Genomic DNA, 22,032 nt, shown 5'->3' on the forward strand with positions numbered 1-22,032 from the left:
TTGGATCGCTGTACCGGTTCAAGACTTCACTGCCAGTACCCCGGCAATTTCCATACCCGTGGAGCGGTCCAGCGCAATCGCACGCAAGTGGGCCGCCACCATCAGCGAGCAGGCCTCGTCCCAGCTGGACAGGGCGCCACTGGCCGCGACCACCAGGCCGTCCAGCCAGACGCCGCCCCAGAGCAGGGAGTCGTCATGGGCCAAACGGTGGGGCTCCATCAGGATCAGCTGGCGGCCCCCCATGCGGTGGCGCCAGCACAGCCGCGCCTTGTCGCGGGCAAACTGGGCGTAGTCGGCATCCCAGTGCGCGCGCGGGCCCACCGAATGCTCGTAGAGCACCGCTTCATCAAACGGGCAGCTGCCATGGGGGCGGCCGGGGTCGAGCACCACCAGATGCAGCACATGGCAGGCGCTGACGCCGGGGCATTGCAGCAGTTTCTCGATGGACGGCAGCGCCAGCGCAACGGCCGCGCGGGCCGCATCGTGGTCTACAAAATGGCTATGGGGTTTCATGGCCGGTATCGGGCAATCGGCATTCCTGCGGGCCACGCGCAGCGGCATCGGCACAGCATTTGCCCTGCCAGCGCCACCCCCAGCGAAGGAATTCGTATGCAACCACCGCCACAGCGGCGAACCGCCGGCTCTCTGCGCTGCAGTGCAGCGCGGGCGCTGATGCCCGTTCTGGTACTGCTGGTGCCCACCAGCCAAGCGCAGGTGGCGCAGCCCTCAGCCGAGGCGGCCAGCATGCAGCACTGGATTGTGCGGACCGGCGACCACCGCGCGCGCCCGTTCGTGATCGTCGACAAGCGCGAGGCCCGGCTGTGGATCTACGATGCGCGCGGCCAGTTGGTCGAGAGCACGGCGGTGCTGCTGGGAAGTGCCAGAGGTGATGCCTCAGTGCCCGGCATCGGTCAGCGCCCGCTCGGCCAGATTCGCGCTGATGAACGCACGACACCTGCCGGGCGCTTCTGGCTCGAGCCGGGACGCAATCTGGCGGGGGAAGACATCTTGTGGCTGGACTATGGTGCGGCCGTCTCGCTGCACCGGGTACGGCCCGGCGGACCGCAGGATCGGCGGCTGCCGCGGCTGATGACCCGCTCGGCCGCCGACAACCGTATCTCCTACGGCTGCATCAACGTGCCGATCGCCGTTTACAACCGCAGCCTGCACGCTGCATTTTCCAGCGGCGGTGGCTACGCCTATGTGCTGCCGGAGGTGCAAAGCTTGCGGCAGGCCTTTCCGTTCGTGCAGCCCTTGGCAGCGCGGGCTGCGGCTGCCAGGGCGCAGGGGGGCGTGGGGGGCGCTCAGCCCCGGTCGGCGCGTGCAGGACGCGTGTTGCCCATGGCGCCATTGCCGCTGCTGCTGCCACCGGTGGCACCGCTGGCGTTGCCATTGGTGCCGCCGGTGCCGCCCGTGCCCGCGCCTCCGGTGGACTGACGGTCCGTTGCGGTACTGCCTGCACCGCTCGTACCGCCTGCATTGGCGGGCGAGCTCGGAGCGCCCGGACGGTTGGAGTAATCCCCTACCGGTGGCGTCGCTGTGCCGCTGCTGCCGGTGGCGCCGCTCGTGCTGCCGCTGGCGTTGCTGCCACCCTGGCCAGTGGCGTTGGCGCCGGATGACGCGGGCTGGGTCTGCTGGGCGTCGGCATTGCCGGACATGCCCGTCGAGGGCGTTTGCGCATGGCTGGCGGCCAGAGGCATGAGGATGCAGGCGGAGATGGCTACCAGGGCCGAGGTATGGAACGAGTGCATGGTGTGCTCCTGTGACTGTGGTGACGGTCAAAGGCGACCGCCTCCCGGTTCGGCAAGGTCCATGCCCAGCGGCCGTGGGACAAGGGCTTAAGTGGCTGCCCGCAGCGGGCTCAGCGCCTGGGGCAGCAGTACCCACAGCGCCACCCGTCCACCGGGCTCCTCGCGCAGGCGCGCATGCCCCCCCTCGAGCGTCACCAACTGGCCTAGCAACTGCATGCCGGCGTCGTCCGCTTGCTGGGCAGGCACCCATTGCGCATCAGGCCGGGGCCCCTCGCCTACCGCGCCGGGCGGCACCACACAGAGCATTTGCAAATGCAGGCCCACATAGGCGCCGGGCGGGATCGGCCAGCCTTCTGCGGTCTCGAGCTGGTGCACGCTCAGGCCGACACGGCTGCCAGGTTCCAGCTTGGGCCCTATGCCGGACAGCAGGCTCGCCATCGCCAGCTCCAGCGCATCTGGATCGATGCAGATCTGCAGGGCTGCAGGCGCGGCATGCAGGTCGAGGCTGGCACGTTTGCCCAGCGCCAGCGCCATCACATCCTGCAGGCTGGGCAACCAATGGCTGATGTCCATGGTCTGCCCCGGCCTACCCTGGCTGCTGCTGAGCCGGTACAGGTGAAAGCCCAGCTTGCTCGCACAGTCGGCCGCCCGCAGCATGGCCTGCACCGGCATGTCCAGCCGGGGGTCCTGCGAGCGCCGCTCGATCAGGTAGGCGCTGTTGCTCATGATGCCCAGCTGGTTGTTCAGCTCATGGGAAAAGCGGTCGGCGACCTGGCGGTAAGCGGCTGCCCGCAATCCCGGGTCTACTGCCGTGGGCCGGCTGGCAGTTGCCGCCGCCCGCCAGCGCCAGCCCAGCAGCACGCCCAACGCCACGGCCAGCCACAGTGCCAGCCAGCCGGCCGCAGCGCGGCTGGATGTGCCTGCACCCCAGCGGTCCACCAGTGCCATCGCCGCCGCCGCACCGGCAGCGGCGGCGACGACCAGCAGACAGACGAGCCCCGGTTTCAATGTGCTGTCCATGCTGTGTCCTGCCCGCTTTTGCCGCCGCAGTGGGTGCCGCTGCGGCTATCGCCCGTTCTTGCCGGGCCTGGCCCGCTGCTGTTGTGCATGTCTGTACCTCTTCCTAGCTTTGCTGCGCTGGCAGAAATTGCCGATGGAACCGCCATCAGACGGAAAGATTTTCTGCAAATACGGGCATCCGGATCTGCGCTGCGGGCCGTTTTCGCCGCAACCACCGCGCCGGTCCCCACTGCCTCTGCAGTTTGCGCTCCCGGCGGCATGCAGGCCCGCCCCCACTGCGCCACTGGGCATGATCATTGCATTGACGGCTGTGTTTAGCTTCACCACAAGGAATGCACATGGGCTCCATGCTATTGCGCGCCGACACGCACCAGTCCCAGACCCTGTCACCACGGCTGCAGCGGGCGGTGCAGATGCTGCAGATGTCGTCGCTCGAATTTTCGGCGCTGCTGCGGCACAAGATCGACGAAAACCCGTTTCTCGAAGAGCCCGATGACAGCGAGGAACAGGAGCCCAGTGTGGTGCTGCATGATGCGGCGGCCGACGACCGGCTGATGTGGACCGCTGAGCCGGGCCTGGGCGCCCAGGTCAGTGCCGGGCTCGAGCCCTCGGCGATGGACCTGGCCGCCAGCGCGGTCAGCCTGGCGATGCACCTGCACAGCCAGCTCAACGTGATGCCATTGAATCCCAGAGACCTGTGTGCGGCGCGCGCCATTGTCGAGTCGCTGGACGATGACGGCTATCTTCGCACGCCGCTCGAGGACCTGTTGGCGCTGCTGCCCGCCAGCCCTGCACTCGAGATGGACGAGCTGCTGGTGGCACTGCGCCTGGTGCAATCGCTGGAGCCCGCCGGCACGGCCGCCCGCAATGTTGGCGAATGCCTGGCGCTGCAGTGCGAGACGATTGCCGATCCGGAAGTACGCGCGCTGGCGCTGGCCATGGTGCAGGACCATCTGCGCGCGCTGGCTTCCCATGATGTGGCCAAACTGTCCCGGCAGCTGAAAAAAGGCCGCTGTGACATCGAGCGGGCGATGGATGCCATCAAGCGCTTCAACCCGCACCCCGGCTGGGCCTATGGCGCCCAGCAGGTGGACTACATCGTGCCGGATGTGATCGTGCAGCGCAGCGGTGCGCACTGGCATGTGCAGCTCAACCCCGCAGCGATGCCCCGGGTGCGGATGAACCGGGTCTATGAAAGCCTGTTCCAGCGCCACCGGCAACGCGGCCATGCCGATCTGGGCGAGCATCTGCAGGATGCCCGCTGGACCTTGCGCAATGTCGAGCAGCGCTGCGCGACGATCCTGGATGTTGCGCAGGCGCTGGTGCGGCGCCAGCACCGCTTTCTGGAGTTTGGCGCGATGGCGATGAAGCCGCTGATGCTGCGCGAAATTGCGCAGGAGCTGGGCATCCATGAATCCACCGTCTCGCGTGTCACCAACAACAAGTACATCGCCACGCCCCAGGGCGTGTTCGAGCTCAAGCATTTTTTCTCTCGCCCGTTGCTGAGCGCCAGTGGCAAGACCTGTTCGGCCACCGCGATCCGCGAGGTGATTGCCGAGTTGATCGCTGCAGAAAACCCGTTGCAGCCGCTGTCGGATGCCGACATCACCCGCCAATTGGCCGCGCAAGGCCTGGTCGTGGCCCGCCGCACCGTGACCAAGTACCGGCAGCTGCTGCGGCTGGAGCCGGTGGAAAAGCGCCGGCGCCACAGCTGAAGCGGCAATAGGAATGGCAATGCCCCCGCCCATCAGAGGCGGGGGCAGCGTTCAGACCGCGAAGCCGGGTTTACTTGCTGGTCTTGCCGCCGGACGCCGAGCCGCTCTGGCCGGTCGACAAAGTACCGCTGTCCTTGCCGCTGCTCGTGCTGCCACCGGCACTGCTGCCGGCGCCAGAGTCCGCGCTGCCACTGGTGCCCGTGCTGGAGCCGCCACCGGTGCTGGCGCTGGTGTTGCCCGCGGTGCTGCCGCTGCCGGTATTGCCACCCCGTTGGCCGCCCTGGCCTGCGCGCTGGCTGCGCCACTGGGAGAACTCATCGGAGAACTTCTTGTAGCGGTCGTTGCGCCAGGAGCGGTAATCCTCGTCGAGGGCGTGGAGTTGCTCATCGCGCCACTGGTGGTAGTCGGGGTCGTAGTGCTCTTGCTGGTGGCGCCCACCTTGCTGTCCCTGGCGGGAGTACGTCTGCCCGCCCTGACCCTGGTTGTCGTAGCTGCGGCCAAAGTCCTGCGGGCCGCCGCCGGGAAAACCGCCCTGGTAGCTGCCCTGCGAGCCCCCTTGGTAGCCGCCTTGGTAGCCACCTTGGTAGCCGCCCTGCGAGCCCTGGTAGTTCCCCTGGTAGCCACCCTGGCCCTGGCCACCCTGGCGCCCGCCGCGTGAGAAGTCCTGGTCGTCATAGAAGCCACGCTGGCCGGAGCTGGAGCCATAGCCTTGCGAATAGCCACCGCCGCCCGTACTGCCCTGGTAGCCCCCGCCCCAGGCCTCGCCGCCTTGACCGCGCCCTGGCTGGCCGCGCCCCTGCGGACCGCGTCCATAGCCACGGTCATAGTCGTCCTGGTAGCCGCCTGAAGCGCCGCGTCCATAGCCGCCCTCACCGCCGTAGCTGCCGCCTTGCTGCTCGCCCCGGTAGCCGCCTTGCTGCTCGTTCTGGTAGCCGCCTTGCTGTTGCTCGGACCGCCAGTCACCCTGGCCGCTGCCACCGGATGGGCGGCGGTAGTCTTCCTGGCTGCGCCCACCGCCTTGCTGCCGGTCTTCCATGTCCTGCTGCATCTGGCGGCGTGCACTTTGGCGGCCGTTGTCGTCATGCTGTGTCATTGCTGAGTCCTTTCATGTGACATCAGGCCTCGGAGCGGGCCTGCCTGGTTCATCGGGCAATCCGCGTGCCTGCGCGGTCCCGGTGAGCTGGGCCAGCATCGGCACCAGCGCAGTAGGCAGCGCCGCCTTGGGCAGATGCGTCTGAAAGCCGGACATCAGCGCCACCAGCCGTTCGCTGGGCAGGTCTGCGCCGGTCAGGGCCACGGCGAACATGCGCTGCTCCAACGGCAGGCCGCGCTCCTCCTCCAACGCCCGAATTTGCCGCAATACCTGCCGTCCATCCTCCTCGCCCAACGATATATCGCAGAGCAGTGCCTGCGGCCAAGGCGCGCCATTCGCCCCACCCCGGCTTTGCAGCCAGCCGAGCGCTTGCGCGCCGTCGGCAAACAACGCGGCCTCCGCGCCCTCCTGGCCGAGCAGTTGCGCCAGTGATGCGCGGGCGCTGCCGCTGTCATCGACGACCATCACCTGCAGCGCCCCCAGGCGCTGGCCGGGCTGCTGCTGCGCCTGGGGCGTGGCATCGGGGGCTTCCTCCGGCGCCCGCAGCGGCAGCTCGACCAGGTAACGCGCGCCCCGCAGCGCCGTGGGCAGCTGTATCTCGAAGCGCCCGCCCTGGCGCTCAAGGGCCGAGGCCAGCACCAGCGGGTCCAGCCTGGCCTGCCCGGGGGTCGGGGTTTGGGACGGCGCTGGCGCGCGGTGGCTGCTGTCGCTCAACAGGATGCGCGCACGCTGCTGCACACGCTCCAGCCGGATTTCGATACGCCCGCCCGGCGGGCTCGCCTGGATGGCATGCAGCGCAATGTCGGTCAGCGCCTGCGACAGCACCGCCGGGTCGCCACTGACATACAGCGGCTCGGACGCCAGATGGGTGTACAGCTGCACCCCGCGGGCGTCGAGCGGAGCGCGAATGCCATCGACGACATTGGCCAGCAGCACCGCCAGCTGGAGCGACTGGCGCAACAGGCGCCGCTCAGCCCGGTCGAATTCCTGCTTTTGCAGCTGCAGCTCCCACAGCTGCGCATACAGGCCGCGTTGCGCCAGCAGCTCGTCGTGGCGCCCCTGCTCGACGATGCGGCCCTTGTCCAGCACCAGGATCTGGTCGGCATCGACGATGGTCGAGAGCCGGTGCGCGATCACCAGCGTGGTGCGCTGCGCCGAGAGCCGGTCCAGCTGCACCTGGATGGCCTTTTCCGATCGGGTGTCGAGCGCCGAGGTTGCCTCGTCCAAGATCATGACCGGCGCATTTTTCAGGAACGCCCGCGCAATCGCGATGCGCTGCTTTTCGCCGCCCGACAGTTTCATGCCCCGCTCGCCTACCGGCGTGTCGTACTGCTGCGGCAGCGTGCGGATCAGCGCATCGATCTGGGCCGCCTGTGCGGCCTGGACGATATCGGCCATGCCCGCGCCCGGGCGGCCATAGGCGATGTTGTAGGCCACGCTGTCGTTGAACAGGCTGCTGTCCTGCGGAACAATGCCGACGGCCTGGCGCAGACTGGCCAAGGTGGCCGTGCGGATATCGGTGCCATCGACCAGCACCCTGCCCTGCTGCGGATCGTAAACACGCAGCAGCAGCCGTGCCAGCGTGGATTTGCCCGAGCCGCTGCCGCCGACCACCGCCAAGGTCTGCCCCGCAGCGATGCGAAAGCTCACATCCCAGAGCACCTGCCGGCCGGGTTCATAGGAGAAATCCACATGCTCAAACACCACCTCGCCATGCGAGACCGGCAGTGGCTGCGCCTGGGGACTGTCCTGCACCTCGGGCGGCCAAGCCAGCAATTGCCGCAAGGTCTCCAGATGGGTCTGCGCGTCTCTCGCCTCGCGGAACAGAAAGCCCAGCGCATTGAGCGGCAGGCAGATCTGGATCACATAGGCATTGAGCAGCACCAGATCGCCCACCGTGATGTGCCCCTGCAGCGCCTGCAGCCCGGCAAACACCATGACCGCGCCGACACCGGCGGCGATGATCGCGCCCTGGCCCAGGTGCAGGGCCGACAGCGCCTTCTGGCTCTCGACGCTTTGCGCCACCCACTGCAGCCGCGCGCTCCCGTAGCGTGCCACTTCCTGCGCTTCATGCGCATGGTTGCGCACGGCCTCCTGGTTCACCAGGCTGTCCAGCAGCAGGCCGCTGGCCCGGGAGTCCATCGCATTGACCTGGCGCTGGCGCGCCACGCGGCGCCGCGTCATGACTGCGGTGTAGGCCGCATAGGCGACAAAGGTGGCGCCGATGATCGCGGTGAACCAGGCGCTGTAGGCCATCGCCAGAATCGCCACCACCGCAGCGATCTCAACCACCGTGGGCAGCAAGGTGAACAGCGCCGCCGCCAGCAAGAAACCGGCCGCTGCCGTGCCCCGCTCCACATCGCGGATCAGCGCACCGGTCTGCATCTGCAGGTGAAAGCGCGGCCCCATGCGGTGCAGATGCGCCAGCGCGCGCTGCGCAAAATCGGCCACCGTCACCAGCGTCACCCGCGCAAAGCACAGGTCACGCAGCTCGGTGAACAAGGTGCTGCAAAAGCGCAGCAGCGCGTAGCCGGCCAGCAGCAGCAATGGCAGCACCAGCACATGGCCGCCGCCGGGCAACAACGGCGAGGTGCCGGGCACCACGTCGCTGACCAGGCTGCCCGGGGTGCTGAACAGGTCGATGATCTTCTTGAACACCAGCGGCACCGCCACGCTGGCGAGCTTGGCCAGCACCAGCAGCAGCACGGCCAGCACGGTACGCCCCCGAAAACGCCAGGCGGCCTGCCACAGCTGCGCCGCCAGCGCCCAGCGCTGCGGCGGCGGCGCCTCAGCGGCAGCAGCCGGGCCTGGCGTTGCGGCCTCAACCATGAGCCGCCTCCAGGCGCGGCACGTGCTCGGCGAAAGCCGCCGCCAGCTCGCTGGACAGCTGCTCGCGGCTGGTCGATTCGGGCCAGTACCAGGCGGTCAGCTCCCACTGCGGGCTGCCGCCGGGGTTGCGCAGCAGCAGCGCGGGCGCGGGCTCGGCCAGCACCTTTGCATGGGCGCTTGCCACCTGGCGCCACAGTTGCAGCAGTGCAGCCCGGTCCGTGGCCGGCGGCACACCGGCAGTCAGCCGCAGGCGTACCGGCTCGCCCAGGTACGCGGCATTGCTGACATTCTCGACAATGAAGCGCTGGTTCGGTATCAGCACCGCGATGTTGTCCGCCGTGACAATCGTCGTGCGCCGGGCCGATATCTCGCGCACCACGCCCTCGACGGCGCCCACTTCGACCCGGTCGCCGACCTTGATCGGGCGCTCCAGCATCACGATCAGCCCGCTGATGAAGTTGCTGACGATGTTCTGCAGACCAAAACCCACACCGACACCCACGGCCCCGGCGACAACGCCCAGCGCCGACAACTTGATGCCGACGTTCTGCAGGATCAGCACCATGCCCAGCACCAGCACCAGGTAGCGCAGCACCGACGCAATCGCGATGCGGGTGCCCTCGTCCACATGCCAGCGCTGCGGCATATGGCGCACCAGCCAGCGCTGCATCGCGCCAGCAAACCATACCAGCAGGGTGACCAGCAGCAGCAGTTTGGCAAGGGTGCCGACGGTGACCCGGAGGTCGCCCATCTGCACCAGCACAAAGCCGAAGATCCTGGAAAGCCAGGCCGATTGGGAAGTCAGGGTGTCCAAGAGCATGCCAACCGGGGGCAAGCGGCGTACCTGCCAGCCACGCCGCGCCGGGGGTGCTGGACGATGCTGCGGCAGCATTTACCGATGGCATGGCAGCGTTGCGGCATCGCTTACCCGCAGCCCAGCCGGCGCTGCGGCAGCGGTGGGCAGCGTGCGGGCATGGCGATTGCCCAGGGACGGGAAGACTATCAATGGGAACCCAACATGCATGCTTTGCACAACAAGATTGCGCTGGTCACCGGAGCGGCCAGCGGCCTGGGCGCTGCCATCGCCAAGCAGCTGGTGGGCGCTGGTGCCCGCGTTGCGCTGGCCGACCTGCCCTCGGGCCAGGGCGGCAAAGTCGGCAAGGTGGCGCTGTGCTCCGACGGCTGGGGCACCGCAACGATGTCCTTGCACTTTGATGTCAGCAAGCCCGCCGAAGTGGCCGAGGCCATGGCCGCGTTGCAGGCGCAATGGGGCGGCCTCGATATCCTGGTGAACAACGCCGGCACCGACCATACGGCATCGATTGACGAGATCGGCGAGCAGGAATGGCGCCGCGTGGTGGACACCAACCTCTATGGGCCGTTTTTGCTGACCAAGGCGGCGCTGCCGCTGCTGCGCCAATCGGACGCGGGCCGGGGCGGGCACATCGTCAACGTCGCGTCGACAGCCTCCTTGCGGGCCTGGCCCAATGCCAGTGCCTACCACGCCAGCAAATGGGGCCTGCGGGGCCTGAGTGAAGCGATGCATACCGAGCTGCGCGCGCTGGGCATCCGGGTGACCACGCTGTTTGCTGGCGGCATGCGCACCCCTTTTCTGCTGGAGCGCTTTCCGGATATCGACCAGACGCTGCTGCAGGACCCGGACAACGTGGCCAGCATGGTGCAGTTTCTGCTGGGCATGCCGCGCGGCTCGGTCGTGGCCGAAGTGATGGTGCTGCCCGACCAGGAGACCTCATGGCCATGAACAGCCGCTGGGCCCAGGCCCGCAACATCCTGGCGGTGCGCCTGGACAACATGGGCGATGTGCTGATGACCTCGCCGGCACTGCGTGCGCTGCACAGCGGCCACCCCCAGGCACGCGTCACCTTGCTGACCTCGGCCGCCGGCGCGCAGGCGGCCCGCCGCATCAAGGCGGTCGACCGGACCCTCATCTATGACGCGCCCTGGTCTGGCGGTCCTGGCAGCCAAAGCCGCTCGGCGCAGACCGATCTGCGCCTGATCGAGACCTTGGCCCGGCACCAGTTCGATGCAGCCGTGGTGTTCACGGTCTGTACGCAAAGCGCGCTGCCGGCCGCGCTGACCTGCAGGCTGGCGGGCATTCCGCTGCGGCTGGCCCATGCGCGTGAGAACCCCTATGCGCTGCTGAGCGACTGGGTGCCGGAGACCGACACGGCGATCGCCGTGGCACGCCATGAGGTGCAACGGCAGTTGGACCTGGTGCGCCATGTGGGCTTCGAGACCCGCGACGAGCGCCTGCAGCTGCAGTACAGTGCGCAGGATGTGCAGCGCATGCGCGAGACGATGGCCGCCTTTGGCGGCGATGCCAGCCGCCCCTATCTGGTGGTGCACCCCGGTGCCAGCGCCGCATCCCGGCGCTATCCGGCGGCGGCCTTTGGGCGTGCAGCTGCGCAGTTACAGGCACACACGGGCATGCAGATCATCTTCAGCGGCGCGCGTGATGAGATCGGCCTGGCCATCGAGGCCACGGCCCAGATGCCGCAGATGCCGGTCAACCTGATGGGCCATCTGAGCCTGGGTGAGCTGGCCGCGCTGATTGCCGGTGCGCGCGCCCTGGTCTGCAACAACACCGGGCCGGCGCACATCGCAGCGGCGCTGCAGACGCCGGTGGTCGTGCTCTATGCGTTGACCAACCCGCAGCACACGCCATGGCAGGTGCCTTCGCGGGTGCTGAGCCACGACGTGCCTTGCAGGAACTGCCTCAAAAGCCTGTGCCCGCAGCTGCACCACCACTGCCTGGAGCTGATCGAGCCGGAACGTGTGGTACACGCCGTACTCGACCTGCTGGGACTGCCGGTGCCAGCGCCATCGCCTTCAGTGGCGCAGCCGTTGCCCTCGCGCGCCCATGCACCCCTGATCACCACCCCGATGCCAGCGCTGCTGCGCGGCATTCCCTGACCATCACAGGCCTCCCATCCTATGTACACCGACAAAATCTGCCCCCGCCCCGATATGCCGCAGCGTGCCCGGGCGCTGCCCCGCCCGCTGGTGTTCACCAATGGCGTGTTCGACCTGCTGCACCTGGGCCATGTCGAATGCCTGGAAGCGGCGCAGCAGCAGGGCGCGTCGCTGGTGGTCGGCATCAATACCGACCGTTCGGTCCAGATGCTGGCCAAGGGCCCCGGCCGGCCGCTGAACCCGGAAGCCGAGCGTGCCGCACTGATTGCCGCGCTGGAGTGCGTGTCACTGGTGGTGCTGTTTGACGAAAAAACCCCGCTGGCCCTGATCGAAGCGCTGCGGCCAGACATCTACGTCAAGGGCGGCGACTACCACGAAAGCACCTTGCAGGAAGCGCGCCTGATGGAGCAATGGGGCGGCATCACCGCCATCCTCGACTACCTGCCCGGCCACTCGACCACCGCGCTGATACGCCGCGCCCACCATATCCAAACCATGGGGATTTCCACATGAGAGCCTTCAAGAACCTGCCCCTCCCGCCGCTTCCGCTCAGCGCCGAAGAGCCGCGCTCCTATGCCGTGGCACTGCGCGAGCACCTGAGCCTGTTTGACACCTTGGACAGCCTGCAGGCCGACGTGCAGAACGCGGCCGCGATGGTGGTGCGCACCCTGAGCAGCGGCGGCAAGCTGATGCTCTGCGGCAATGGCGGATCGGCCGCCGACAGCCAGCACATTGCTGCCGAGCTGACCGGCCGCTTTGTGCAGGACCGCCGTCCCCTGGCGGCCATCGCGCTGACCACCGACAGCTCGGCGCTGACCTGCATTGGCAACGACTACGATTTCAGCGAGGTGTTCTCCCGCCAGGTCATCGGCCTGGGGCGCCCCGGTGACTGCCTGTTGGCCATCTCCACCTCGGGTACTTCGGCGAATGTCGTCAAGGCGGTCGAGGCCGCCCAGCGCCTGCAGATCAGCACGGTCGCGCTGTCCGGCCGCGACGGCGGGCACCTGCGCAGCCTGTGCGATGCGGCGATCGTCGTGCCTTCCGCGACCACGGCCCGCATTCAGGAAGCGCATATCTTTGTCGGCCACGCGCTGTGCGCGCTCATTGAAGAGGGCCTGTACAAAAACGGCCAACTCAGCACCACCGCGCCGCTGCACTGAGCCGGGGCACCGGGCGGCGCCTTACCGGCAAGCGCCCAGCGGGCTCCCGCAATGCCGCTCGGTGTAGCCGTCGGGGTTGTCGCGCTGCCAGCGCCAGCTGTCCACACACATGTCGTGCAGGCTGCGGGTGGCACGCCAGCCCAGCAACTGCCTGGCGCGCGTTGCGTCGGCAAAGTAGGCCGGCACATCGCCCGGCCGCCGCGCCTCGATCCGGAACGGAATGCGCAGGCCGTTGGCGGCTTCAAAGGCGCGCACCATCTCCAGCACCGAATAGCCCCGGCCGGTGCCCAGGTTGACGGTGACCATGCCCCCTTGGCGCTGGCCACGCAGGTACTGCAACGCAGCCATATGGCCCTCCACCAGGTCCATCACATGGAGGTAGTCGCGCACACAGGTGCCATCGGCCGTGGGGTAATCTGCCCCAAAGATGGACAGCCGGGCGCGGCGCCCACTGGCGACCTGGCTGATGAACGGCATCAGGTTGTTGGGCACGCCGATCGGGTGCTCCCCCAGCCGCCCGCTGGCATGCGCGCCGACCGGGTTGAAATAGCGCAGGCAGGCGATACGCCAGTCCGGCGACGCCGCCTGCAGATCGGCCAGGCAGCGCTCCACCATCCATTTGCTGCTCGCATAGGGGTTCTGCGTGTTGCCACAGGGAGCCGATTCGGTCAGCGGCAGGTGCTCGGGCAGCGGCGCGCCGTAGACGGTGGCCGACGACGAAAACACCAGGGTCTGCACGCCCTGGGCCTGCATCGCTTCCAACAGCTGCAAGCTCCCGGCGACATTGTTGGCGTAATAGTGCACCGGCAGGGCCACCGAGGCGCCTGCGGCCTTCAGTCCGGCAAAGTGCAGCACCGCATCCACCTTGTGTGGGCCCGTCAACGCCTGCTGCAATGCGCTGCCATCGCGCACGTCGCCAACCACCAGGCGCAATTTGCGCCCTGCCATCTGCTGCACGCGGCGGAGCGCCTCTGGGGCGCTGTTGCAGAGGTTGTCGATGACCGTGACGTCATCGCCGTGTTCGAGCAGGCGCAGGCACATATGCGATCCGATATAGCCTGCGCCGCCAGTCACCAGCAGGTGCATGCGCGCTCTCCGTGGGCCTCGCTCCCCAGGATGGAGGTCAGCGCACCCGCAGCACGGCAGGTGCCCCTGACATGGAGCGATACCAGCCCCGGCGGCAATCGCCATGCCTGCATGGGCATGGCGGGGCGGTGTGGCGTGGGCGCAGTGCCTTGCACCGCAGCCGCGCCCGGGTCCGCGCGGCCGCGTCAGCGGTTGCTGCGTCAGCGTTTGCGGCGTCAGCGTTCGCTGCGCGCGGACGGGATTTTTTGCACCGTGATCTGGCCATCGGCCTCCAGAAACATCGACTGCACCTGGTCCATCTCGCAGTCGCATGCCCGCAAGGCGGTGTTGATCTCGTTGCGGGAGACGCGGTGGCGCTTTCTGACGGCGTCGAACAGCACCCCGTCGCGGCCCAGCAGCACCGCCTCTCCCTCCAAAATGCGCTCGGCCGCGCCGAAGTGGGTCGTCACCAAGGCCACCAGGGCATTGACCAGCAGCAGCACTGCGCAGACGATCAGCCCGCCCCACAGCGACTGGTCCTTGCCGACCATCGAGGGCCCCGCCGCCTCGCTCAGCAGCATCACCACCAGCAGATCAAACGGCGTGAACTGGCCGACCGTACGCTTGCCGCTCATCCGCATCAGCAGCAGCAACACGACATAGACCACCGCCCCTCTGGCGATGAGCTCCCACACATCCAGATCCATTTCGAACATGAACACCTCTTGGGACGTTTCAGCGGCCTTTGGCCGTGGAGCAGCCAAACGCGGTTTTCAGCTGCGCGAGTGCGGCGCACTTGCGCTCGGCCGTCACGCTGGCAGTGCAATCCGACGGAACCGCCACCTGGTAGCCCAGCATGCAGGCATCGGTCGCCGTCGTGAACACGCACATATCGGTGATGAAGCCGACGACGACGACCTTCTTGACCCCCATCTTGGACAGCAGATGCTGCAAAGGGGTCGAATGGAAGCCCGAATGCTGGGGTTTGAGAACGCGCAGGTCCTGCGCGTGCGGTGCCAGCATTTGTGCAACATCGCCGCGCAGCCCCGGCAACGCCTGGCAGTTGCCCAGCACATCGCTGAACTCACTGTGCCAGGTGCCGTAGTTGTCGTTGGCATAGACGGCGATGGCCCCGCGCTGGCGCATGCGGCGCTTGAGCTGCGCGATGGCGCGTGCTGCCTCCAGAATGTCCGGCAGCATGCGGTCGGCTCCCGGAAACTGGAACGGGTTGATCACATCCACCAACAGCATCGCCACCTGGCTGCGAGGCAGCCGCGTGGGCTGCAAGGACGGCTGGGCAGGCATGGGCAGACGCCCCTCCTCAGAGCATGCGCTCGCGCTGCTGCTCGGCCCGGGAGGCACCGATCGCCGTCTCGACGTTCTTCACTTCTTCAGGCGGCGGCAGCACCGCTGGCATGCCCATGCGCGCGATCGACAGCTCACGGCACCAGCCCTGGGTGTGGTAGAGGTGGTGGTCCTCGTCCTTCTCCACCTGGCTGTGTGCCTCCTTCAATGCCTTGGCCGTATCCCCCTTGGCCACGTCTGCCACCTTGCCAAGCAGCTCCCAGTTCGCATGGTCCTTGGTTTCGGCATGGACCACGCATTCGCAGGCGACCACTTCGGCTGCCTGGGGATCGCCGCCGGCCTGGGCCAGCTGCATCGCCTTGACCAGCGACAGGCCAATGTGCTTGACGACCTGGCGCGACGGGGCCGCCTCATCGGCGTTGATGCCCAGCCTTTCACAGGTGGCGCGCACGATTTTCTGGTGGGTCAGGGTTTCGTCCAGGTATTCCTGCCATTCCTTCTTGAGGTCTTCGTTGACCGCGCAGTCCAGTGCAGCGCGGTAGACCTGCTCACCCCCGAGTTCAGTCTCCATCATCTGCAGCAGCAGGTCTTTCAAGACGGCTTCGTCATAGCGTGGTTTGGTCATCGTGGACTCCTGTGGGTGGAAAAGATGCCCTTGATGGTGGCCTTCCTCCTCGCAGGTTCCAAGTAGGAGTTGGCGTATAGCGCTGTAGCCGCCGATCCAAAAAACCAAAATTGAACTTTTTTACATGGATTCATGGGCTTGAAGGGCGTGCCAGGCACGCTGTTTGCCATGCCCTCCTCCGGTGCGCGGACACATATTCTGGCGGCTGGCCTGGGGCCGGGCGCGATCTCATCGGGAGAAGCGCAAACGCCTGTCGGGCAGGGGGTCCGATCCCCCACAGCCCTGTCCGTTGTGTAGGCCAAGGCGCCGACATGCAGGCAGAACCCTGCTGACGGGGCCAGCCGCAGTGGCGCTGCACCATAATTCTTACAGGTGTAAACATATTGACGTTCACAAAGGGGTTGCCGTGCGCACTCATCAGCAGTTATTGGTCGGGTTGTTGGAGCGCGAGAAATCCGCGCTGGTCGATTCTTGGATGCTGGCTGCCAGCGGTCCGCAGGCCCCGGAAAAAGCGCGAACCGAGGCCGCAGAAATCCTGACGGCCTTGCTGCCTGCGGTGGCCTCCGGTGATCTGCAGAACTCCGGCTCTGCCGCATGGCAGCCGGTCAAGGCAGCGTTGGAGCGCCTGTCCGCCTCGCGCGCGGCGCAGGGCAGCACGGCAGGCAGCACCAGTGCCTTTGTGCTGGCGCTCAAGCAACCGATCTTCGAAGCCTTGCAGCGGGAGCTGGCCACCGACTCGCATACGCTGGTCGAGGCGATTGCACAGGTGACGCGGTACGTCGATGCACTGGCGCAATGGACGATGGACGCTTACCAGCGCACACGCGAGCAACTCATCTCCCGCCAGCAGGAGGAACTGCTGGAGCTGTCCACCCCGGTCATCAAGCTGTGGGAGGGTGTGCTGGCGGTACCGATGATCGGCACACTCGATTCGAGCCGGACGCAGCTGGTGATGGAGTCGCTGCTCCAGCGCATCGTGGAGACCGAGTCGGCCTTGGCCATCATTGACATCACCGGCGTGCCGACGGTGGACACCCTGGTGGCCCAGCACCTGCTCAAGACCGTGACCGCCATCCGCCTGATGGGCGCCGATTGCATTATTTGCGGCATCCGTCCGCAAATTGCACAAACCATCGTGCATCTGGGCATCGACCTGCAGTCGGTGACGACCAAGGCGACCTTGGCCGATGCACTGGCGCTGGCGCTCAAGCGCAACGGCTATACCTTCACAAAGACCAAGTAGGCCACGCACCATGTACCGCATTCCTATTTTGCGCATGGGGCAGACCTTGCTGGTCACCATCCAGATCGATATGGAAGACCAGACTGCCATGGCGCTGCAGGATGACCTGGCCGAGCAGATCTCGAAGACGGGCGCCAGCGGCGTGCTGATCGACATCTCCGCCCTGGAAATCGTCGATTCCTTCGTGGGCCGCATGCTGGCGGCGATATCGGGCATTGGCCAGATTCTGGATGCCACCACGGTGGTTGTCGGCATGCAGCCGGCGGTCGCCATCACGCTGGTAGAGCTGGGCATGTCGCTCGACGGTGTCAAAACCGCACTGAATGTGAGCCGCGGGATGGCGCTTTTGCAAGCCCGCGCTGATGGAGATGACTTTGTCGCATGAAACCCAGGGCTCCGTACCCTTGCGCAGTGAGGCTGACATCGTCGCCAGCCGCCAGATGGTGCGCAAGCTGGCCGTTCAGCTGAAGTTCTCGCTGGTCGACCAGACCAAGATGATCACGGCTGCCAGCGAGTTGTCGCGCAATACGGTGGTCTACGGCGGGGGCGGTGACATGGAATGGGAGCTGCTGGCCGATGGCCTGCGCCAGGGGCTTCGCCTGCGCTTTCGGGACCAGGGGCCGGGTATCCCGGACCTGGGCCTGGCCCTCAAAGATGGCTGGACCTCGGGCAAGGGCATGGGGCTGGGACTGTCGGGCAGCAAGCGGCTGGTCCATGACTTCGAGCTGGAATCAACGGTGGGGGTTGGCACCTGCGTCAGCGTGACCCGATGGAAATAATTCAGGGCACGACCCACCGCGCCTTTTCCGTCTCCGACCCCAGTTGCGTGGGCGAAGCCAGGCGCCATGTCGCCCACTTGTCGCGCACGCTGGGCTTTGACGATGTGCTGGCTGGCCAGGCGGCGATTGTCGTCAACGAGCTGGGCAACAACCTTTGCCGGCATGCGCAGCAGGGGCAGCTGTGGATCGCCACCCGCAGTGGCGATGCGCCCGAGCTGGAGATCCTGTCGGTCGATGAGGGGCCCGGCATTGCCGATCTGCCGCAGGCGATGCGCGACGGGTACTCGACGGGAGGCACGCCAGGCACAGGCCTGGGCGCCGTGGAGCGCCTGTCGGCGGATTTCGACATCCACTCCGAGCCTGGCAAGGGCACCGTGGTGCTGGCGCGCTTTCGGCCCGCGACCACGCAAGCCGCGCAGCAGCGGGCATTTCGCGTGTCGGTGATGGCCGTGCCGGCGCCGGGCGAAACCGTCTGCGGCGATGCCTGGGCGCTGGCACTGGATGGCCCGCGCGCTGCGCTCCTCGTGGCCGATGGCTTGGGCCATGGTGTGCGCGCGGCCGAAGCCTCACAGGCGGCAGTCGAGGTTTTTTTGAAGCAGCCGTTTGGCGATATCAAGGCTGGCCTTGAAGATGCGCATGCCGCTTTGCGGATGACACGCGGCGCTGCGGTGACCTGCGTGCAGCTCGATGGCGAGGCCGGCACACTGCTGGCTGCCGGTGCCGGCAATGTCGCCATACGGCTGGTGAGCGGCGTGTACAACCGGTCGGTCTTGGTGCAACACGGCACCGTCGGGGTACAGATGCGCCAGGTGCAGGACATTTGCATGGACTGGCCCGCGCATGCGATGGTGGTGTGCCACAGCGACGGCCTGCAATCGCGCTGGCCCCCAGAGGCGGTGACCGCGCTGCTCGGCCGTGACCCGGGCCTGGCCGTTGCGGTACTGGTACGTGACTACGGGCGCGGGCGCGACGATGTGACCGTGCTCATCGTGCGCCGCACAGAATGAAAGACACCATGAACCACGTGACCCCACCGCCTAGCGGCGCAGCGGGCCCGGCGGCTCCCGCTCCGATGCCCGCGGACGAGATGGCCCGGACGCTGGCCGCCACCCAGGCCGAGCTGGAGGCCCTGCGTGCCGAGCTCGACGAGACCAACCGCGGCGTGTTGGCGCTCTACGCCGAGCTCGATGCCCAGGCCGAGAACCTGCGCCAGGCGACCGAGTTGAAAAGCCGTTTTCTGGCCTATATGAGCCACGAATTCCGCACGCCGATCGGCGCGATACAGAGCATTGCGCGCATTCTGCAGGACCGGGTGGACGGCCCGCTCACCGACGAGCAGGAAAAGCAGGTGCGTTTCATCCAGACCACATCGGCCGAGTTTGCCGACATGGTCAACGACCTGCTGGACCTGGCCAAGGTGGAGGCCGGCCGCATCGAGGTGTCGCCGGGCTGGTTCGAGATGGTCGATGTGTTCTCCGCGCTGCGCGGCATGTTCAAACCGGTGATCACCAATCCCGACGTGGTGCTGATCTTTGAAGAGCCGCATGGCGTGCCCAAGCTGTTCTCGGACGACCGCAAGCTCGCACAGATCCTGCGCAATTTCATCAGCAACGCGTTGAAATTCACACAGCACGGCGAGATCCGCGTCAGCGCGAAGCGGGTGTCGGACCAGGCCGTGCAGTTTGCCGTGGCCGACACGGGCATCGGGATTGCCCCGGAGTTCCACCACGCGATCTTCCAGGACTATTCCCAGATAGACTCCCCGATCCAGAAACGGCTGCGCGGCACTGGTCTGGGCCTGTCGCTGAGCAAGCGGCTTGCCGAACTGCTGGGCGGCGAAGTAGCATTGGAGAGCGAAGCGCACAAGGGCTCGACTTTCTATGTCACGATCCCGATCAGCGTGGCGCCTGCGTCCGCGCATGTTTTTGATGAAAGCTCACCCTCCTAAGCGCCATGCCCTCTGTCTCAGCCCGGCTCAATGTCAGCATCGACCGCTCGAAGCACACGGTGCTGGTCGTCGATGACAACCCTGCAACCTGCTATGCCACTGCCCGCGCCCTGCGGGCGGCCGGCTTCAAGACGGTCGAAGCAGGCACCGGACAGGAAGCCCTGGATCTGTCGCTCGGTGATATCTCCGCCGTCGTGCTGGATGTCCACCTGCCTGACATCGGCGGTTTCGAAGTCTGCGCGATGATGCGGGATCGGGAGCAGACCATGTCGCTGCCGATCGTGCATCTGTCTGCGGCCTTTGTCGCGGACACCGACAAGGTCGCAGGCCTGAACGCCGGCGCCGATGCCTACCTGACCCACCCGGCCGAGCCGGCGATGCTGGTGGCGACCATCCAGGCACTGGTACGTGCCAGAATGGCCGAAGTGCGGGTGCACCGCAGCGAAGCCAAGTTCCGCTCGATCTACGAGCAGGCCCAGAGCGGCATTGCGTTGATCGACGACGACGGGTGCTTTGTGGATGCCAACCCGGCCATGCTGGAGATGCTGGGCCGCAGTGCCGCAGAGGTGCTGGGCCGTCCGGTATCGGCCTTTGCCGCACCCAGCCATCAGGCCCGCATCGAGGCGATGTGCGCCCCCCAGAGCAGCCAGGCCCTGTGGCGCGAGGAAGTGGTGCTGCTGGACGCCACCGGCCAAGCGCTGCATGTGGAGTGGAGCATGGCCGCGCGCGTCAACGGCGAGCTGCGCGTGGCCGCCGTGGCCAACGTCTCCAACCGCATCCAGCTGGAGCTCGAGCGCAAGCAGCTGCTTGAGCGTGAGCAGGCGGCGCGCGCCACCGCGGAGCGCTACAGCCGCTCCAAGGATGACTTTGTCGCCGTGCTGTCGCATGAGCTGCGCAACCCGCTCAGCGCCATCATGATGAATGTGCACCAGGTGCTGCGCAAATCACCGCCGCCGGAGTTCGCGAAAAACCTGGACGCGATCAAGCGCAATGCCAGCACGCAGGCGCGCATCATCAGCGATATCCTCGACGTCTCGCGCATCAATTCCGGCAAACTGACGTTGGAGCGGGAATGGGTGGACCCGGCGGCACTGATCACCTCCTCGCTTGACTCGCTGAAGGCGGCGATCGATGCCAAGAAGCTGGTTCTGCATGTGGCGATGGACACCCAGGGCCGCAAGGCACTGGTCGATCCGGCGCGGTTCCAGCAGGTTTTCTGGAACATCCTGAGCAATGCCGTGAAGTTCTCGCAGGATGCAGGCCTGCTCGAGGTGGCGCTGGCCGTGCAGGACACGCAGCTGGTACTCAGCGTGCGCGACCATGGCAAGGGCATCGAAGCGGCCTTTCTGGAGCGCATATTCGAAAAATTCACCCAGGCTGCCAGCCCCGGCAGCCGCCCTGCCAGCGGCCTGGGCCTGGGCATGTCCATTGTCAAGCACCTGGTCGATCTGCATGCCGGCACCATCACGGTGGCCAGCGAAGGCCTGGGTCTGGGTACCTTGGTGACGGTGAGGCTGCCGCTGGGCCATGGCGCCCCAAAGGAGCTGCCCAAGCACGAATCTGCGGGCTCTGCCCAGGATGGCGGGCAGGATGAACTGGGCAGCATCCGCATCCTCGTCGTTGAAGACGATGCGGAAGTCGCCAATCTGCTGGTGCTGATCCTGCAGGAGCGTGGCGCCAGCGTTGCGCTCGCAGGAGACTTTGACAGCGCGCTGGCGTCGCTGCAATCGTCGCAAGCCGACATCGTGGTCAGTGACATCGGCCTGCCCGGCAAGGACGGTTATGCGCTAATGCGCCATATACGCGCTGCGCAGGACCGCTTTTCCCGCGTTCCGGCGATTGCGCTGACGGCCTTTGGCCGCGAAGAGGACCGGCAGGCTGCGCTTGCCGCAGGCTTTGATGTCCATATGGCCAAGCCGCTGCAGCCTCAGAAACTGGTGGCGCTGATCAAGTCATTGAGCGACAACCCGCGCGCCTGACTGCGGAAGACACGCATGGGCGGTCCGTTAGCACCTATTGGCGCTGGGCGGCCAGCAGCGTCTCGATGTTCGTCAGCATCGCTTCCAGGTCCTCGGGCTCGCAGCTTTTGAGCAGGGCCCGCACGTTGGTGCCGATATTGGTCAGACCCTGCTTGAACTCATAGCCGGATATCAGCAGCACATGGCGTTGGCTGTCATTTACCAGCCACTGCCGGGCCAGATCGCTGCCTGACATACCCGGCAGGCTCACATCGGTCACCAGCACATCAAAGCGTTCGTGGCCATCGAGCGCGAGTGCAGCTTCCGCATCGGCCACGCCAACGATCTTGCGGTGCGGCGCTTCCATCACGGCCATAAAGCCTTCGCGGATGTCTTCGTCATCCTCTACATACAGATAGGTGATCATGGCTTCCATCGTTACAGCATGCTCCGCCGCCGTTGCGGCTGGGAAAAAGCATCTTTAGCCATTCTGCGATCCACAGCCCGCTGTCTCTGCCGGAGCGGTCTGCTTGCAGTGTGGGACAGCGGCCACACCGGCCAGCCATTGGCGCGCGCGTCAGCCTGGGAGTTGAAGGCGTCTGCCAGC

General features: G+C 66.7%; 22 protein-coding genes. 12 read left to right on the plus strand and 10 right to left on the minus strand.

The window, feature by feature from the left end; genetic code table 11:
• Positions 1 to 18: 18 nt before the first annotated feature.
• Positions 19 to 513: a hypothetical protein gene (locus ACHWUQ_RS18130; protein WP_239812480.1), complete on the minus strand. Its 495-nt coding sequence runs from the start codon at positions 511 to 513 to the stop codon at positions 19 to 21.
• Between the two features lie 96 nt (positions 514 to 609).
• Between ACHWUQ_RS18130 and ACHWUQ_RS18135 the strand changes: the two genes are divergently transcribed.
• Positions 610 to 1,437: a L,D-transpeptidase gene (locus tag ACHWUQ_RS18135; RefSeq protein WP_394681979.1), complete on the plus strand. Its 828-nt coding sequence runs from the start codon at positions 610 to 612 to the stop codon at positions 1,435 to 1,437.
• Between the two features lie 401 nt (positions 1,438 to 1,838).
• On the opposite strand, the gene ACHWUQ_RS18140 is transcribed toward ACHWUQ_RS18135, so the two are convergent.
• Positions 1,839 to 2,771: a hypothetical protein gene (locus tag ACHWUQ_RS18140; RefSeq protein WP_394681980.1), complete on the minus strand. Its 933-nt coding sequence runs from the start codon at positions 2,769 to 2,771 to the stop codon at positions 1,839 to 1,841.
• A 338-nt stretch (positions 2,772 to 3,109) separates the two neighbouring features.
• Between ACHWUQ_RS18140 and rpoN the strand changes: the two genes are divergently transcribed.
• Positions 3,110 to 4,486, plus strand: a complete 1,377-nt coding sequence (rpoN, locus tag ACHWUQ_RS18145; protein ID WP_394681981.1) for an RNA polymerase factor sigma-54 — start codon at positions 3,110 to 3,112, stop codon at positions 4,484 to 4,486.
• Positions 4,487 to 4,556: 70 nt separating this feature from the next.
• Here the strand turns inward: rpoN and ACHWUQ_RS18150 are convergent, their stop codons facing one another.
• From ACHWUQ_RS18150 to ACHWUQ_RS18160, 3 genes are read right to left on the minus strand one after another with little or no spacing between them, the layout of a single operon-like run.
• Positions 4,557 to 5,579, minus strand: coding sequence for a hypothetical protein (locus ACHWUQ_RS18150; protein WP_394681982.1), 1,023 nt, complete (start codon positions 5,577 to 5,579; stop codon positions 4,557 to 4,559).
• Positions 5,580 to 5,591: 12 nt separating this feature from the next.
• A complete protein-coding gene (locus ACHWUQ_RS18155) occupies positions 5,592 to 8,408 on the minus strand; it encodes an ATP-binding cassette domain-containing protein (RefSeq protein WP_394681983.1) in 2,817 nt (938 codons plus the stop codon).
• Positions 8,401 to 9,228 carry a mechanosensitive ion channel family protein gene (locus ACHWUQ_RS18160; protein ID WP_239812486.1) on the minus strand — a complete coding sequence of 276 codons (828 nt, stop codon included), beginning with the start codon at positions 9,226 to 9,228 and terminating at the stop codon, positions 8,401 to 8,403. Before ACHWUQ_RS18160 ends, ACHWUQ_RS18155 begins: the two co-directional genes overlap by 8 nt.
• Positions 9,229 to 9,426: 198 nt before the next feature.
• Between ACHWUQ_RS18160 and ACHWUQ_RS18165 the strand changes: the two genes are divergently transcribed.
• The 4 genes from ACHWUQ_RS18165 to ACHWUQ_RS18180 are packed head-to-tail and all read left to right on the plus strand — an operon-like array spanning position 9,427 to position 12,502.
• Complete coding sequence (locus tag ACHWUQ_RS18165; RefSeq protein ID WP_239812487.1) at positions 9,427 to 10,170, plus strand: SDR family oxidoreductase; 744 nt, start codon at positions 9,427 to 9,429, stop codon at positions 10,168 to 10,170.
• Entirely contained in the window at positions 10,161 to 11,342 is a 1,182-nt protein-coding gene (gene waaF / locus ACHWUQ_RS18170) for a lipopolysaccharide heptosyltransferase II (protein WP_394681984.1), read from the plus strand. Before ACHWUQ_RS18165 ends, waaF begins: the two co-directional genes overlap by 10 nt.
• Before the next feature lie 21 nt (positions 11,343 to 11,363).
• Entirely contained in the window at positions 11,364 to 11,855 is a 492-nt protein-coding gene (locus tag ACHWUQ_RS18175) for an adenylyltransferase/cytidyltransferase family protein (RefSeq protein WP_239812489.1), read from the plus strand.
• A complete protein-coding gene (locus ACHWUQ_RS18180; RefSeq protein WP_394681985.1) occupies positions 11,852 to 12,502 on the plus strand; it encodes an SIS domain-containing protein in 651 nt (216 codons plus the stop codon). Before ACHWUQ_RS18175 ends, ACHWUQ_RS18180 begins: the two co-directional genes overlap by 4 nt.
• Positions 12,503 to 12,523: 21 nt before the next feature.
• On the opposite strand, the gene galE is transcribed toward ACHWUQ_RS18180, so the two are convergent.
• The 4 genes from galE to ACHWUQ_RS18200 all read right to left on the minus strand — a co-directional run bounded on the left by galE (position 12,524) and on the right by ACHWUQ_RS18200 (position 15,497).
• Positions 12,524 to 13,588, minus strand: coding sequence for a UDP-glucose 4-epimerase GalE (gene galE, locus ACHWUQ_RS18185; RefSeq protein WP_394681986.1), 1,065 nt, complete (start codon positions 13,586 to 13,588; stop codon positions 12,524 to 12,526).
• 215 nt (positions 13,589 to 13,803) lie between these two features.
• A complete protein-coding gene (locus ACHWUQ_RS18190) occupies positions 13,804 to 14,283 on the minus strand; it encodes a YetF domain-containing protein (protein WP_312461324.1) in 480 nt (159 codons plus the stop codon).
• Between the two features lie 19 nt (positions 14,284 to 14,302).
• A complete protein-coding gene (locus tag ACHWUQ_RS18195; protein ID WP_239812492.1) occupies positions 14,303 to 14,872 on the minus strand; it encodes a cysteine hydrolase family protein in 570 nt (189 codons plus the stop codon).
• Positions 14,873 to 14,888: 16 nt separating this feature from the next.
• The gene (locus ACHWUQ_RS18200; protein WP_394681987.1) at positions 14,889 to 15,497 is read right to left on the minus strand and encodes a hypothetical protein; all 609 of its coding nucleotides are present in this window, start codon (positions 15,495 to 15,497) and stop codon (positions 14,889 to 14,891) included.
• 406 nt (positions 15,498 to 15,903) lie between these two features.
• Here ACHWUQ_RS18200 and ACHWUQ_RS18205 point away from each other — a divergent pair, with 406 nt between their 5' ends.
• The 6 genes from ACHWUQ_RS18205 (at position 15,904) to ACHWUQ_RS18230 (ending at position 21,446) form a co-directional block, all read left to right on the plus strand.
• On the plus strand, positions 15,904 to 16,740 hold the full coding sequence (locus ACHWUQ_RS18205) for an STAS domain-containing protein (protein WP_256460976.1): 837 nt from the start codon (positions 15,904 to 15,906) through the stop codon (positions 16,738 to 16,740).
• A gap of 10 nt (positions 16,741 to 16,750) precedes the next feature.
• A complete protein-coding gene (locus ACHWUQ_RS18210) occupies positions 16,751 to 17,125 on the plus strand; it encodes an STAS domain-containing protein (protein ID WP_239812494.1) in 375 nt (124 codons plus the stop codon).
• Positions 17,103 to 17,519 (plus strand): anti-sigma regulatory factor, encoded by a 417-nt coding sequence (locus tag ACHWUQ_RS18215; protein WP_239812495.1) that lies wholly within the window; start codon positions 17,103 to 17,105, stop codon positions 17,517 to 17,519. The genes ACHWUQ_RS18210 and ACHWUQ_RS18215 overlap by 23 nt, the downstream gene beginning before the upstream one ends.
• Positions 17,510 to 18,526 (plus strand): ATP-binding protein, encoded by a 1,017-nt coding sequence (locus ACHWUQ_RS18220; protein WP_239812496.1) that lies wholly within the window; start codon positions 17,510 to 17,512, stop codon positions 18,524 to 18,526. Before ACHWUQ_RS18215 ends, ACHWUQ_RS18220 begins: the two co-directional genes overlap by 10 nt.
• 65 nt (positions 18,527 to 18,591) lie before the next feature.
• Positions 18,592 to 19,467: a sensor histidine kinase KdpD gene (locus ACHWUQ_RS18225; RefSeq protein ID WP_239812724.1), complete on the plus strand. Its 876-nt coding sequence runs from the start codon at positions 18,592 to 18,594 to the stop codon at positions 19,465 to 19,467.
• A 5-nt stretch (positions 19,468 to 19,472) separates the two neighbouring features.
• Positions 19,473 to 21,446, plus strand: coding sequence for a response regulator (locus ACHWUQ_RS18230; protein ID WP_394681988.1), 1,974 nt, complete (start codon positions 19,473 to 19,475; stop codon positions 21,444 to 21,446).
• Between the two features lie 34 nt (positions 21,447 to 21,480).
• On the opposite strand, the gene ACHWUQ_RS18235 is transcribed toward ACHWUQ_RS18230, so the two are convergent.
• Positions 21,481 to 21,852 (minus strand): response regulator, encoded by a 372-nt coding sequence (locus ACHWUQ_RS18235; RefSeq protein ID WP_239812498.1) that lies wholly within the window; start codon positions 21,850 to 21,852, stop codon positions 21,481 to 21,483.
• Positions 21,853 to 22,032: the final 180 nt, after the last annotated feature.

Source organism: uncultured Comamonas sp. (assembly GCF_964277875.1).
In the GTDB taxonomy this organism is placed as follows: domain Bacteria; phylum Pseudomonadota; class Gammaproteobacteria; order Burkholderiales; family Burkholderiaceae_C; genus Comamonas; species Comamonas sediminis.